The organism is Streptomyces sp. 2-1 (genome assembly GCF_048564895.1).
Taxonomy (GTDB): Bacteria; Actinomycetota; Actinomycetes; order Streptomycetales; family Streptomycetaceae; genus Streptomyces; species Streptomyces phaeochromogenes.
On the sequence record NZ_CP183383.1, the window covers coordinates 5,298,359 to 5,310,425 of the forward strand.

General features: G+C 68.9%; 17 protein-coding genes and 1 pseudogene. 14 read left to right on the forward strand and 4 right to left on the reverse strand.

What is annotated here, in order from left to right; translation table 11 throughout:
- Positions 1 to 82 precede the first annotated feature (82 nt).
- A complete protein-coding gene (locus tag ACN20J_RS23300; RefSeq protein WP_419666683.1) occupies positions 83 to 388 on the forward strand; it encodes a hypothetical protein in 306 nt (101 codons plus the stop codon).
- Between the two features lie 23 nt (positions 389 to 411).
- On the opposite strand, the gene ACN20J_RS23305 is transcribed toward ACN20J_RS23300, so the two are convergent.
- Positions 412 to 801: a DUF3592 domain-containing protein gene (locus ACN20J_RS23305; protein WP_055618393.1), complete on the reverse strand. Its 390-nt coding sequence runs from the start codon at positions 799 to 801 to the stop codon at positions 412 to 414.
- 120 nt (positions 802 to 921) lie between these two features.
- On the opposite strand from ACN20J_RS23305, the gene ACN20J_RS23310 reads away from it, so the two are divergent.
- The 8 genes from ACN20J_RS23310 (at position 922) to ACN20J_RS23345 (ending at position 7,901) form a co-directional block, all read left to right on the forward strand.
- Positions 922 to 1,431 (forward strand): hypothetical protein, encoded by a 510-nt coding sequence (locus ACN20J_RS23310; RefSeq protein ID WP_157881538.1) that lies wholly within the window; start codon positions 922 to 924, stop codon positions 1,429 to 1,431.
- Between the two features lie 17 nt (positions 1,432 to 1,448).
- The gene (locus ACN20J_RS23315; protein WP_419666684.1) at positions 1,449 to 2,507 is read left to right on the forward strand and encodes a hypothetical protein; all 1,059 of its coding nucleotides are present in this window, start codon (positions 1,449 to 1,451) and stop codon (positions 2,505 to 2,507) included.
- Positions 2,508 to 2,516: 9 nt separating this feature from the next.
- Entirely contained in the window at positions 2,517 to 3,344 is an 828-nt protein-coding gene (locus ACN20J_RS23320; RefSeq protein WP_419666685.1) for a hypothetical protein, read from the forward strand.
- Between the two features lie 3 nt (positions 3,345 to 3,347).
- Positions 3,348 to 5,729 carry a hypothetical protein gene (locus tag ACN20J_RS23325; RefSeq protein WP_419666686.1) on the forward strand — a complete coding sequence of 794 codons (2,382 nt, stop codon included), beginning with the start codon at positions 3,348 to 3,350 and terminating at the stop codon, positions 5,727 to 5,729.
- On the forward strand, positions 5,726 to 5,911 hold the full coding sequence (locus tag ACN20J_RS23330; protein WP_190230515.1) for a hypothetical protein: 186 nt from the start codon (positions 5,726 to 5,728) through the stop codon (positions 5,909 to 5,911). Before ACN20J_RS23325 ends, ACN20J_RS23330 begins: the two co-directional genes overlap by 4 nt.
- Positions 5,912 to 5,999: 88 nt before the next feature.
- Complete coding sequence (locus tag ACN20J_RS23335; RefSeq protein WP_419666687.1) at positions 6,000 to 6,641, forward strand: hypothetical protein; 642 nt, start codon at positions 6,000 to 6,002, stop codon at positions 6,639 to 6,641.
- A 7-nt stretch (positions 6,642 to 6,648) separates the two neighbouring features.
- Positions 6,649 to 7,506: a peptidoglycan-binding protein gene (locus tag ACN20J_RS23340; protein WP_419666688.1), complete on the forward strand. Its 858-nt coding sequence runs from the start codon at positions 6,649 to 6,651 to the stop codon at positions 7,504 to 7,506.
- Positions 7,507 to 7,646: 140 nt separating this feature from the next.
- A complete protein-coding gene (locus tag ACN20J_RS23345) occupies positions 7,647 to 7,901 on the forward strand; it encodes a hypothetical protein (RefSeq protein ID WP_055618386.1) in 255 nt (84 codons plus the stop codon).
- 5 nt (positions 7,902 to 7,906) lie between these two features.
- Here the strand turns inward: ACN20J_RS23345 and ACN20J_RS23350 are convergent, their stop codons facing one another.
- Complete coding sequence (locus tag ACN20J_RS23350; RefSeq protein ID WP_189844065.1) at positions 7,907 to 8,572, reverse strand: Uma2 family endonuclease; 666 nt, start codon at positions 8,570 to 8,572, stop codon at positions 7,907 to 7,909.
- Positions 8,573 to 8,846: 274 nt separating this feature from the next.
- Between ACN20J_RS23350 and ACN20J_RS23355 the strand changes: the two genes are divergently transcribed.
- Positions 8,847 to 9,116: a hypothetical protein gene (locus ACN20J_RS23355; protein WP_055618384.1), complete on the forward strand. Its 270-nt coding sequence runs from the start codon at positions 8,847 to 8,849 to the stop codon at positions 9,114 to 9,116.
- Between the two features lie 24 nt (positions 9,117 to 9,140).
- Here ACN20J_RS23355 and ACN20J_RS23360 read toward each other — a convergent pair whose 3' ends face one another.
- Positions 9,141 to 9,425 (reverse strand): ATP-binding protein, encoded by a 285-nt coding sequence (locus ACN20J_RS23360; RefSeq protein WP_419666689.1) that lies wholly within the window; start codon positions 9,423 to 9,425, stop codon positions 9,141 to 9,143.
- Between the two features lie 278 nt (positions 9,426 to 9,703).
- Between ACN20J_RS23360 and ACN20J_RS23365 the strand changes: the two are divergent.
- The 4 genes and pseudogenes from ACN20J_RS23365 to ACN20J_RS23380 all read left to right on the forward strand — a co-directional run.
- Positions 9,704 to 9,862, forward strand: a pseudogene (locus ACN20J_RS23365) (helix-turn-helix domain-containing protein); the annotation flags it as partial.
- Between the two features lie 9 nt (positions 9,863 to 9,871).
- A complete protein-coding gene (locus ACN20J_RS23370; RefSeq protein ID WP_246575439.1) occupies positions 9,872 to 10,558 on the forward strand; it encodes a DUF5753 domain-containing protein in 687 nt (228 codons plus the stop codon).
- Between the two features lie 10 nt (positions 10,559 to 10,568).
- Positions 10,569 to 10,760: a DUF397 domain-containing protein gene (locus tag ACN20J_RS23375; RefSeq protein ID WP_189844064.1), complete on the forward strand. Its 192-nt coding sequence runs from the start codon at positions 10,569 to 10,571 to the stop codon at positions 10,758 to 10,760.
- The gene (locus ACN20J_RS23380) at positions 10,760 to 11,500 is read left to right on the forward strand and encodes a class I SAM-dependent methyltransferase (RefSeq protein WP_189844063.1); all 741 of its coding nucleotides are present in this window, start codon (positions 10,760 to 10,762) and stop codon (positions 11,498 to 11,500) included. The genes ACN20J_RS23375 and ACN20J_RS23380 overlap by 1 nt, the downstream gene beginning before the upstream one ends.
- Before the next feature lie 36 nt (positions 11,501 to 11,536).
- Here the strand turns inward: ACN20J_RS23380 and ACN20J_RS23385 are convergent, their stop codons facing one another.
- Entirely contained in the window at positions 11,537 to 12,052 is a 516-nt protein-coding gene (locus ACN20J_RS23385) for a hypothetical protein (protein WP_361991682.1), read from the reverse strand.
- Positions 12,053 to 12,067 lie beyond the last annotated feature (15 nt).

Here is a 12,067-nt window from a genome sequence, read left to right on the forward strand (position 1 = left end):
CGTCGAAGAGCACGCCGAGGCCCTGGAGGCGGACCTGCTCCGCCATTACGGGGTCGACCTGCTCGACTGGCACCGGGGGCAGTTGTCGTCACGTCGGCTGTCGGTGCTGATCCAGCACCTGCCGAGGGACAGCGCGCTCGTCCGGGCGCTGCACGGCGAGGCGGCGGACTGGTCGGTCACCGACTACCTGCTCGCCTCCGTCGTCGACCAACTCGCCGAGGCGAACTGGATGTTCGCGACGGTCAACCGGGACGAGGACAGCGAGCCGCTGGAGTTCCCCGAGGCCGTACCCCGGCCGGGCGACGAACCCGACGTCAAGCCGGACGCCGGGTCGGCGCAACGGACTGCGACGCCGACGGCGGAAGAACTCATGAATTTCTTCCTCTGACGGCCGGCCCTGCGGACAACCGGTCAAAGGTGCGCGACAGCGGTGGCCACCAGAGAAACCGCGGCAACCGAGCCGATCACCCACGGCACCCTGCCGCTGCCGACTTCCGCCGTCATCATGGCTCCTCGCGGATCCCTCGGGTCGTACATCACATCAAGCTTTTCGCCCACGGCAGCGGGTGGGAACCGGTAGCTCTGCGTCTCGCAGGTATACACCGCTCCCTCGACGACAAAACGGAGCTGGAGACTGGTATTCCCCTCCGAGTTACGCCTGTGGTTGATGCAATCGGCCTGGACGACAACACCTCTGCGTCTGAGATTCCCGTCGCGCCAAACAAAGAGAGCGGAACCCAGTAACAAGGGAATACCCAAAATCATTACGCCGGGCGCATAGTCACGCAGAACCTCGAACATACCCAACTCCCATCCTCAGGCGACGCGCAACGCTTCCAAACCCTAGCGACCCCCCTTGGGGCTGCCTAGGGAGTCGCTGGCGCAGCACGCCTCCACCTTCGACACCGCTCGGGAGAAAAGGTGAACCAGAGAACAAATGATGAAATTTATCAAAAGGTATCCGAGGTGAAGACGCTCCTCACAGCCAAACAGACCACCTGCCTGTCCAAAGCTCACTTCGATGCAGCCATCGAAAAGCTCTCAGGTCCGACACCTGCGACCTCTTCCAAGAATGCTCCCGGCGTAGCGGAGCAACTCGCCCCGCTGACCGGAGCTTCCGAAATCATCACCAACATCATCAAGAAGGAATGGATTCCCCTGAGCGTAGCGGCTATCGGCGTCCTGGGGATCAAATTTCTCAATTGGGAGGTGCTCGGAAAAAATCTACTGCGCGGTATTCGGTTGCAGTTGCAGCCGGAGAAATTTGTTGGAGTCGGACGGATCCAACAACCTCAAGCCGCCCCGCAGGCACCTATCACCAGTATCGATGTGGACCGGCTGAAAGGTATGCGCAGCGCCTCCATCTCTCTGTCCCGGGCGCTGAGTGACCTCACAAAAGAGGCGGGTAGTGCCGCGCGGCAGATCGCCTGACTCGGGAGGGGTTTCTCATGTCACTCGCACGTAGTTCCACCACCGCTGCGGCAACGCTTTCCCGCTTCCGTGGCGCAGCCGTTCAGGCCTCGAACTCCGTCCAGCAGTTGCGTACCGCGACCACCGGAGCCAATCCCTCGCTGGACAAGATCCGGGGCGGTTCCGACAAGCTCAACACGTCGCTGGGCCGGCTGCGGACGGCCGCCTCGCAGACGGGCAGCGGCCTCTCGAAGGCCGGCTCCGGGGCCAAGGGCGCCGACGGCTCCCTCGCCAAGTCCAGGTCCACCACCGACAAGTTCAAGACCTCCCTCGACAAGCTCAAGTCCTCCGCCGACAAGGCCAAGGGAGCGCTCAAGGACGTAAAGCAGCAGTCCGACGCCGTGGAGAAGTCCGTCGGGAAGGCCGGCAAGAACGCCGACAAGGGCGGGAAGTCCATGGGGAGCCTCGGGAAGGGACTCAAGGGCGCGTCCACCGCGCAGAAGGGGCTCAACCTCGCCATGGCGTCCAACCCGTTCGGGCTGGTGATGACCCTGGTGGCCCCGCTCATCGCCCAGTTCGTGAACATGGACAAGGTCGCCGCCCTGGTCCGCAAGGGGCTCACCGCCGCCTGGGGTCACATCAAGAGCTCCTCGCAGTCGGCCGCGAGGATCCTCGGGCCGCTCTTCAAGGGCGTCGTGAACGGGTTCCTGACGCCCACCCGGATGCTCGTCCGCGGGCTCAACGTCCTGATCAGCGCCCTGAACCGCGTCAAGTTCAAGGTCCCGGACTGGGTGCCCGCCATCGGCGGCCGGGGCTTCGCGTTCAACCTGTCGCCCATCCCGGTGCCGCAGCTCGCGAAGGGCGGCGTCGTGCGGGCCCGTACCGGCGGCACGCTCGCGCTCGTCGGCGAGGGCGGAGAGCACGAGGCCGTCATCCCACTGTCCAAGCTGGAGCGGATGCTCGGCTCCGGCGGTGGCATGCGCAGGCTCGCGGCGGCCGTCGAGGCGCTCGCCGAGCGGCCCGTCCAGATCGACGTGGACTCCCAGACCATCGCACGCGCCGTCCAGCTGGGGCAGCGCAAGCTCGCCCGGAGGTGAGGCAAGGACATGGCCAGGAACCTGTGGATCGGCAAGCCCGGTCTGCTGCGGGAGATCGACCAGGCCGCCAAGAGCTGGGACCGCAGCGCCGAGTTGAACGTCACCGAGTTCAAGTCCCTCGAAGGACGCGTCACCACCATCGCGCCGCCGCGTACGGTCCGCCGGCTCAAGTTCTCCTGGGACTGGCTCGAACCCGGTGACGCCCAGCACCTGACCCGGCTCGCCCGCCGGGTCAACGGCCCTGGCCTGCAAGGCAGTCCGACTCCCTCGTACGGACCGCTCGCGGTCATCGACCCGGCCTCGGTCAACCTGCTCGGGCCGTATCAGGCCGCGGCCCAGAGCTCCGAACCCGGCGGCACCGACCACTGGTTCACCGTGTCCGGCTCGCTGGGCGTGCTCCCGTACACCGGTGACACCGTCATCGGCGACTTCGGGGAGACCACCCGGGTCGGCTGGAAGCACGGTCTGTGGACCGGCTGGCCGGTGGCCCCCGGTATGCGGGTGTCCTGGCAGGTGCCGCCCGACTGGAACCCGGCACTCGCCACGGCCCAGCTGGACTGGAAGCGCGCCGACGGCACGTATCTGAGCACCACGGCAGCGACCGGCGCCGCAGTCACCGGCACCGCTCCCGCCGAGTCCGCCTTCGTCACTCCGGTCGGCGGCCCCGGTGAGGCCGTGCTCGCCGGACTGGCCGGCGCCTGTCTGACGATCGACGCGGTCCCGGTCGCGTACGCGCTCGGTGACGGCTGCCCGGCGATGACCGTGACCGCGTACAGCGACGTCCCGGCGTCCCGGCTGCCGTACCGGAACATCAGCATCGACCTGGTGGAGGTGTAACAGGTGCAGGATTCAGACGAGTTGCTCGGGGCCGCCCTCGCCGCCCCGGACCGGACCCCGGCCCACGCCACCCGGCTCGGCGGCCGTGAACTGGGCGCGCAGATCCAGTCCTGGAAGGTGGAGCGGGCCTACAGCACCGATCTGCCCGAAGCCCTGCGCGCCTTCTCCGGAAGCGCGTCGGCCCAGCTCGAACTGCTCCTCGGCGGCACCGGCGTGCCCGCGCCGCTGCTGTACTCGGCCTGGGCGGGCCGCGGCACCGGCGACGCCGTACGCCCCGGTCAGTCCGTCGTCCACCGGGCGGGCGCGAACGGCCGTACGGTGCCTGCCTTCCGGGGCACAGTGCGGTCCCGCGCGGCAGCGTCGGGCAGCGACACCGTCACCGTGCAGGCGCTGGACGGCGCGGAGCGGCTGCGCGGACCCGCGCAGCTCCCGCGGCCGTATCACGGTCTGCGTTACGGGCGTCCTGTGGCGAGCGCGACCTGGTGCGTGGACGAACTCCTGCGCCAGGGCGGCATCCACAGCTGTCCGCCGCCCCGGGGACCGGCCGTGGCCGAGGACCCCGCCAAGCCGTTCACCGTGCTCTACGCCTCGCTGCACGGCGGCTTCAACGCCTCGTACGGGCAGCCGGAGACGCTGCCGGACCCGGCGTCGTACTCCTGGATCCGGGACGGAGCCCCGTTCGACACGGCGCTGATGCCGAAGGCGGCCGGGCTGGAAGTGTCCTGGATGCCGCGGTCCCGCTTCGTCGTGGCCGGGAAGGTGTTCCAGGCCGAGCTGCATGTGAACACCGCCCTCTCGGTGGGCAGCGAACTGGAACTCAAGCTGGTCTTCGACCGCAGCGCGGGAGCGTTCGGGAACTACGCGCTGAACGTGTACTTCGCGACCGGCGTCGTGAAGATCACCTCGGGCACGGTCGACGGCGGCGGCACGGTCGCGAGCTGGACCATTCCCAAGCTCGCCTCCCTCAAGGGGGTGTGGCATCTCGGGTTCACGGTGGACACCCGGGCGGGGACCACCGGCGCGAGCACCCCGGCGACCGTGTACCCGCGGCTCACTGCCCCCGACGGGGAGTACGTCGTCCCGCCGACCGCGCCCTACACCTTCACCGAGGCATCCGCCCTCCAGCCTCCCTCCGAGCTGTTCCAGGTCAACCTGAAGACGGACGTGGCCGTCGAGTGCCTCCAGGTCACCGACCGTTCCTGGCCCGACCTGACCTCGTACACCGCCGACGAGTGGGAACAGAAGGGCCGTTGGGCCAGGGGCGCGGTGCTCGACGACGCGACGGTGCCGCTGTTCGACCTGCCCAAGGTCTCCGGCTCCCAGTGGGACGCCATCACCGAGATCGCCCGCGCCACGCTGTCCACCGCCGAGTTCGACGAGCTGGGCGTCTTCCGCTGGCGCGGCCCGGGCCGGTTCCAGTCGGTGCCGGCCCGGCCCGATCTCACGGTGACCACCCGGCGGGACATCGCCGCGCTCACCGTCTCCGAGGAGATCGACGCCTGCCGCAACTACTGCGAACAGCCCTACCAGGACTGGACGGGCATCAGCCACACCTTCAGCGACACGGTCACCGACACCGTCGTACGGGAGATCCGGCCGGGCAGCCCGGTAGAGGTCGCCTACGCCGTCGCCGAGGACGAACTCGACATCGGGCCGCTCCAGATCGAGGACGACGTGGCTCCGATCGGGGGCCACCGGGTCCGCTTCGGCAGCGCGGCGACGGGCGGCACCTCGGTCAAGGGCCGGGTGACGGTCGGCTCGCGGCGCGACGGCCCGAACTACATCGTCCGCTTCACCAACCACGGTACGGCGAGCGTCTGGACGGTCACCAAGGACGGCAAGCCGTCCGTGCAGATCGTGCCGCAGAAGCGGACCGGCGATCCCCGGCAGCGCTCGTACGCCTGGTACAACACCAACAGCCAGCTCCACTACGGCAAGCAGGTCTACCAGGCACCCGCGACCGAGTGGGTGCAGCAGCGGCAGGCCGCCTCGGACCTGTCGTTCGCCATGCTCGACGCCGGCCGCTATCCGGTGCCGGTGCTCGGCGAGGTGGAGGTGCTGCACGACCCCCGCATCCAACTCGGCGACGTCGTACGGGTGGTGGACACCAGCGGCGCCACGCTCGACACGCTCGCCTGGGTCGTCGGAATCCGCACCACCTGTGCGTCCGGCGCCGCCCCGCAGCAGACCCTGACCCTGCGCGGCACCTCCTACAACGGTGTCCCGGCCGACGCCGGACTCACCCCGGACCCGCCGGTCGATCCGGGGTACGGCACGCAGCGCACGTACTCCCTGATCGAGGCGCGGAACGCGACGCTCGACGCGCTGACCACGAGCGGGGTCTCCTATCGCGAGCTGCTCAACGCACCGGGAGGTGCGGCATGAGCGAACCGCCCGCGCAGGAACCGCTGTTGGAACAGCTGCAGGAACCACTGCAGGAATCGCTGTTGGACCCCGTCGAGGAGGACGGAAACGTGGCCCATCCCGTCCCGATCGACAGCCCGACGACACGCGACGGGGACGGGGGCATGCCCGCGGATTCGCTGCCGCCCGTCCTGGGCGACTGACTGCGCGCCGCGTCTCCCCCTCCCGGTAACGCCCAGCTCTACAACTCCCCAACTCCCCCTCTCCCACAAGTTCCAGGAGGAAGCCGTCATGGCCCTGCTCACTCCGCTCGGCAGTCTCCCGTACCCGCAGCCGTCCGACGCCGCGAACATCCCCGTGCACATCCAGTCGCTCGCCGAGGCCGTGGACGGCCGGACCGTGCTGCGGTTCGCCGACGGCGCAGCGCGGGACGCCAAGGTGACCGCCCCGGTGGCGGGCATGCTGTGCTGGCTCAGCACGCCGAAGCAGTACTGGTATTACACCGGCAGCGTCTGGTCCCAACTGGCGCCCGCCCCGGTCCACAAGGCCAACCCGACGGTCGGCACCACCACCGCGACATCGTTCGTGGAGACACTGACCCCTTCCACCGGCGACCCGACGGCCGCCGCCTTCACGGCTCCGGCCTCCGGCTCCGTGCTGGTGTCGGTGGGCGCGCGTATCAGCAACAGCGCCACCGGTACGTGCTTCATGTCGGCGAACATCAAGGCCGGTTCGGGCTCGACGGTCGTCCTGGCCGCCGCCGACGCCCGCTCGGCCATCGCCACCGGTACGGGCCAGGTCTCGGCAAGTACCCAGTACCTGGTCAGCGGCCTCACCCCGAACAGCGCGTACACGGCTATCGCCGCCTACAAATGCACCGCGGGAACGGCCACGTTCGCCTTCCGGTTCCTGACCGTCACCCCCGTGAACTGAGGACGTCATGGCCACACCCCTGACGGCCGACGCCCTCGCCCGCGCGCTGCGCAGCGAGGGCGTCGCCCTTTCCGAGCACTCCGACTGGCGTACGCACAACCGCAATCACAAGGGTCCCTGGGGTCCGGTGCACGGCGTGATGCTGCACCACACCGCCGGCACCGACAGTCTCCGCCTGTGCCGCGACGGCACCGGGGCGCTGCCGGGCCCGCTGTGCGTCGGGCTGATCACCAAGGACGGCACACTGCACCTGCTCGGGTACGGCCGTACCAACCACGCCGGTTCGGGTTCGAGCGCGGTCCTGGACGCCGTACGCGCCGAGAGGTCCACGCTCCCCGCCCCCGGGCCGGACGCCGTGGACGGCAACGCCCGCTTCTACGGCTTCGAGATCGAGAACCTGGGCAACGGCCGCGATCCGTATCCGGCGGCCCAACTCGCCGCCGTGGAACGGCTGTCGGCGGCCGTGTGCCGTGCCCATGGCTGGTCGGCGGCCAGCGTGATCGCCCACAAGGAGTGGACGCGACGGAAGATCGACCCGTCGTTCCCGATGGCGGTGATGCGCGCGCGGATCGACGCGCTGCTGGGCGACAGGCCCGCTCCGCGCCCCGCACCTGTGACGCACGCGCCCTTCCCGGGCGCCGCGTTCTTCGTGCCGGGCCGCCGCAGCGAACTGATCACGGCCGTCGGCAGACGGCTGGTGGCCGAGGACTGCGGCCGGTACGCGAACGGCCCCGGCCCCGTCTGGACACGCGCCGACGTCCTCTCGTACGCGGCCTGGCAGCGCAAGCTCGGCTATGTGGGCGCGGCGGCGGACGGCATCCCTGGCCGCACCAGCTGGGACAGACTGCGCGTGCCGCGGGACTGACGGGCGACGGTCGCCAGAAAGCACTGGGAACCACCAGGAACCACCGAAGAGAACGAGGAGCACGAGGAGCAGCACGATGACCAAAACCGACGCCGATACCGATACCGATACCGATGCGGACGATCGCCGGGAGGTGTGCGATGACGGCGACTGAGACGGAGGAGGTGGTACTGGAGCTGGAGCGGCTGCGTCGCTCGGTCGACGTCGGTTTCGCGACCACCCGCGGCGACCTGGCGCTACTCCTCCAACGCGCCGACCAGACCGACAAGACCCTGGACGAACACGAGACCCGTATCGAGGCCCTGGAACGCACCCGCTGGCCCCTGCCGTCCCTGGCGGCAGCCACGTCGTGCCTGGCCCTGGCGCTGACGGTCTGGCAGACGCTGGGCCGATAGGCGCTCTACTCCTTGGCCCGCGCGGGCCCCGTGATCGCCTCCGTGACGACGAAACCCTTGGCGGGGCCTTCGGGGATGGTGACCTCGGTGCCGTAGGGGACCCGGTGGATGTCCTCCCAGTCGGCCCTGTCGGGGCGGGGCCCGGTGAAGAGGGTGACGGCGCCCTGACCGTCGTAGTCATCGATGACGACGTACACCGGGATACCCGCACGGGCGTACTCGCGGCGTTTGCGGACGCGGTCACGGTCCTGGTTGCGCTTGCCGGGGGAGACGACTTCGACGATGAGCTGCACGGAGTCGGCCCTGACTCCCATGTCGTCCTCGTCGCCGCACGGCTCCGTGTCCTCCGGGGCGACGAAAGCGTCCGGGATCCATGCCTTGCGGCTGTGGATCACGTTCACGTCCTGATGGCAGGCGTACTCGCCTCCGTCCAGGAACTTGTCCAGAGCCCTTCGCACGCGGTTGGTGATCAGGCCGTGCGACCGGCGAGCGGTGGGCGACACCTCGATGACTCCCTCGATGATCTCAGCGCGGTAGCCCTCAGGAAGTTCCAAGGCTTTCCATGCCTGCCACAGGACCTCGTCAAGGCCGGGCCCGTTCTCGGGCAGACAGTGAGGCTCGGTCCTGATCTCGGTCATGGTCTCGGGCCTCTCGTGTGCAAGAGCGGTCATCGTGGCGTCACCTCCTCAAGTGTGGGCTGGGCGTGCTTGTGGCACAAGCAACGCCATCACGGTAGGCAGCCACATGGGCTCACCTGCGGAAACGTTCGCTGTTCACTCGAACAGATGAAGCAGAAACGACTCACCCCGCTCGCCGCAGTCGGCTACTCCGCGCGCCGATGGCCGGTCTGCCGAGTCCCGGTTCCGGGACCGGTCCCGGGAGCGAGCGCTACGTTCGGCGGGCTCGCTCGCGCCCGACGTCCGCCTCTACGTTCCGGAGCCTTGGATGATCTTCGGCATCCCCGTCCTGTGCATCTTCGCCTGGATGGCCTGGTCGGTCCTTCGGATGAGCCACTTGCCCGCCTGGCGTCAGTGGCTGCCCGCTGTACTGCTTACGGCTGCGGTGTCTTCCTGGTTTCTCCTCGCTGCTTCTGTCGCCTCCGACTCTTGGGGGTGGTTCTACCTGCCCGTCTGCCTCGCACTGGCCTCGTGGGCCGTGAGCTTGCGGGAACGCCGCGCGGCGGGCAGGCAAAAGGGCGTCGAGGCATCCGGCTGACTCAAACAGGTGAGCAGAAACGGCTCACCCCGCCGGCCGCAGCTCGAACCAAACCCCCTTCGCGTACCGCCCCGTCCTCCCGTCCGCGACGCCCCATGTGTCCGCCACCTCCTCGGCCAGGGCAAGCCCTCGCCCCCAGCAGGCGGCGACCCCCGCGGCCGGGTGCGCCACGACCGGTGGGTCGGGGCTCTCGTCGAAGACGCTGACGTGGAGCCGGGCCGGATTCAGCCGGATCCGCAGCATGGCGGCGCCCTTGGTGTGCAGATGGACGTTCGTGACGAGTTCCGAGGTGCACAGGGCGGCGGGCATGACGAGGGGTTCGCGGTCGTGCGTGAACAGGACGGCGCGTACGAAGTCCCGGCAGACGCGGGGCGCGGTGGCGTCCGCGGGGCGAACAGGCTGTATTCGTAGGCGAGTTGCGCGGGCGGTGGGCGGCGCGGCGGGCGGGGTTCATTGGCGTCGACTCCAGTCGGGGGGTGGGGGGTGACACGGCCCGCGCCCGGCGATGGCTTTGCCCGAGCGCTCCTGGATGGAGGGGCGGGTGCTCTGTCGGCTTGTGGGCAGGGGGAGTTGAGCGATTCCGCTCAGTGACTGGAACCACACTCACAGTAGGGCTATTGGTTTACGCAGGGTTCAGCGCCGGGGAGGCTGCCGCGCGTATCGGTATGGGCAGGGCCCAGCTGAGCCAGATCGAGACGGCGAAGACGACCATCCTGACGGAACGCCTCCACGAGCTATGCCGCCTCTATGGATGCATGGATAAGACCTACATCGAGGCTCTGGTGGTCATGTCCGAGGCAACGGGCAAAGGGTGGTGGACGCCCTACAAGAAGCCCATGGAACAAGGGCCCTTGAACATGGCAGAGCTGGAAGCCGGCGCGGCTGAAGTGCGGTTGCACCAGTCACTCTTCATCCCGGGCCTCTTCCAGACGGCCGACTACGCACAGGCCATCTTCGCCACGCCGCAACTGGGTTTCGAGAACGAGGACATCGGGGACGCACTGAAGTTCCGTATGGAGCGGCAGCGAATCCTGACCCGTGACAGCCCTCCGTCCGTGCACGCCGTGATCCACGAGTCGGCGCTGCACATGAAGTTCGGCGGGACGGACGTGCTACGCGGGCAGCTGCTCCATCTCATCGAACTGGCCCGGCTTCCCCACGTGAACATCCGGATCTATCCGTTCAGCTCCCAGGCGCATGCCGCCATCAGCGGGAACTTCGTCCATCTGATCCCTTCCGTGCCGCAACTGGGCACGGTGGTACTCGAACAGCCCACGGGAATCCGGTACTTGGGTGGCCAGGAGGCCCTGCTCCAGTACAGGCAGCTTTTCGAGCGGCTCGCCGATTACGCCTTGCCTCCGATCGACGTATCGTTGGCCCCGGAAGCACACTCCGTGAAGGACTCTCTGGCCCTCATCCAGCACGTCCTCTACACCCTCTAGGGAGACGCGGATGCCTGAACTCAACTGGCAGAAGTCGACGTTCAGCGGCGGCCCGCAGGGTGAGTGTCTCCACATAGCCACCGCCCCCGACGGAACCCTCCGCCTCCGCGAGAGCGACACCCCCGACGTCATCCTCGCCACCGCCCCGCAGGGCCTCGCGGGACTTCTGCACCACATCCGTACCCGTACTCACAACTCCTGATGGCGGGCGAAGCCTTCAGGCATCCGCGGCTCGCCGCGCTCTACGACCCGCTCGATCCCGATCGGAGCGACCTCGACGCGTACGTCCGCATCGCTGAGGAGTTCGGGGCGCGGCGCGTGCTGGACATCGGCTGTGGGACAGGTGTGTTCGCGTTGCTGCTCGCCGATCGTGGGATCGAGGTCGTCGGTGTCGATCCGGCGCAGGCGTCTCTCGACGTGGCCCGGGGCAAGCCCGGCAGCGAAAGGGTGCGCTGGATCCACGGGGACGGCACCACCCTCCCGCCACTCCAGGCCGACCTCGTGACCATGACCGCGAACGCCGCCCAGGAGCTGGCCGATCCGGAGATGTGGCGGAAGACCCTGCGGGGCGCCTACGAAGCCCTGCGCCCCGGCGGGCGGTTCGTCTTCGAGACGCGGGATCCGGCCCGGCGCGCCTGGGAGGAGTGGAACCGCGAGGCCTCGTACGGGGTTACGGAGCTCCCGGGTGTCGGCGCGATCGAGGGCTGGGACGACCTGGTCGAGGTCGACGGGCCACTGGTGACGTTCCGCCACACCTTTGTGTTCGCCGCGGACGGGGAGGTACTCACCTCGGAATCGACCCTGCGTTTCCGTGAGCGGGACGAGATCGAGGCGGACCTGGCCGCGCAGGGGTACGTCGTGGAGGACGTCCGCGACGCCCCCGACCGCCCGGGCCGGGAGTTCGTCTTCGTCGCGCTACGGCCGGGAGCCGGTCACGCCTGATGCCCCGCCGCCCCTGACGCCCGGCCGGCCGGCCGCTCACGAGAGGCTGCCGACCCCGACCCACTCCCGCAGCAACCCCTCCCGCTCCGCCGCTCGCGGCGACCCGTCCTCCTGCGCCCGGCCCCACTGCGCCATGGCGGCCAGCGTCGCGCGCAGGGTGGCCTCGCCCGCCGTCAGGTGGGACAGGAGGGACAGCGAGAGGTCGTACTCCTCCTGGGAGTAGCTGGACGCCGCCGCGTACACGGTCAAGTCGGTGGTCCCGTCGGCCGTTTCGACGAGGACGCTCATCATCGGCGGCGCATCGGTCTCGCCGAAGCTCGTCACGGTCAGCACCATGTCCACCATCACGCTGATCCGACGCTTGAGGTTTTTCAGCGGGACATCCTCGACGGTCAGCCCACGCACCTCGTCCCACGGCCACAGGTCCGAGCTGCCGTCACCGAGCGACACGACCCCCTCCGGCGTCAGCCGCACCCCCGGGGCGCGCCCGGACGGCTTCGCCCCCACATACACATCGCCCTCGGCGATCCAGAACAGCCCCACCATGGCCATGGGCAAGCTCCATTC

Coding starts and splice junctions, on each gene's coding strand:
- ACN20J_RS23345 (WP_055618386.1), top strand. CDS start 7,647: ATGACGGCGACTGAGACGGAGGAGGTGGTACTGGAGCTGGAGCGGCTG.
- ACN20J_RS23320 (WP_419666685.1), top strand. CDS start 2,517: ATGGCCAGGAACCTGTGGATCGGCAAGCCCGGTCTGCTGCGGGAGATC.
- ACN20J_RS23340 (WP_419666688.1), top strand. CDS start 6,649: ATGGCCACACCCCTGACGGCCGACGCCCTCGCCCGCGCGCTGCGCAGC.
- ACN20J_RS23360 (WP_419666689.1), bottom strand. CDS start 9,425: ATGCCCGCCGCCCTGTGCACCTCGGAACTCGTCACGAACGTCCATCTG.
- ACN20J_RS23385 (WP_361991682.1), bottom strand. CDS start 12,052: ATGGCCATGGTGGGGCTGTTCTGGATCGCCGAGGGCGATGTGTATGTG.
- ACN20J_RS23305 (WP_055618393.1), bottom strand. CDS start 801: ATGTTCGAGGTTCTGCGTGACTATGCGCCCGGCGTAATGATTTTGGGT.
- ACN20J_RS23315 (WP_419666684.1), top strand. CDS start 1,449: ATGTCACTCGCACGTAGTTCCACCACCGCTGCGGCAACGCTTTCCCGC.
- ACN20J_RS23335 (WP_419666687.1), top strand. CDS start 6,000: ATGGCCCTGCTCACTCCGCTCGGCAGTCTCCCGTACCCGCAGCCGTCC.
- ACN20J_RS23375 (WP_189844064.1), top strand. CDS start 10,569: ATGCCTGAACTCAACTGGCAGAAGTCGACGTTCAGCGGCGGCCCGCAG.
- ACN20J_RS23350 (WP_189844065.1), bottom strand. CDS start 8,572: ATGACCGCTCTTGCACACGAGAGGCCCGAGACCATGACCGAGATCAGG.
- ACN20J_RS23330 (WP_190230515.1), top strand. CDS start 5,726: ATGAGCGAACCGCCCGCGCAGGAACCGCTGTTGGAACAGCTGCAGGAA.
- ACN20J_RS23370 (WP_246575439.1), top strand. CDS start 9,872: ATGGATAAGACCTACATCGAGGCTCTGGTGGTCATGTCCGAGGCAACG.
- ACN20J_RS23355 (WP_055618384.1), top strand. CDS start 8,847: ATGATCTTCGGCATCCCCGTCCTGTGCATCTTCGCCTGGATGGCCTGG.
- ACN20J_RS23380 (WP_189844063.1), top strand. CDS start 10,760: ATGGCGGGCGAAGCCTTCAGGCATCCGCGGCTCGCCGCGCTCTACGAC.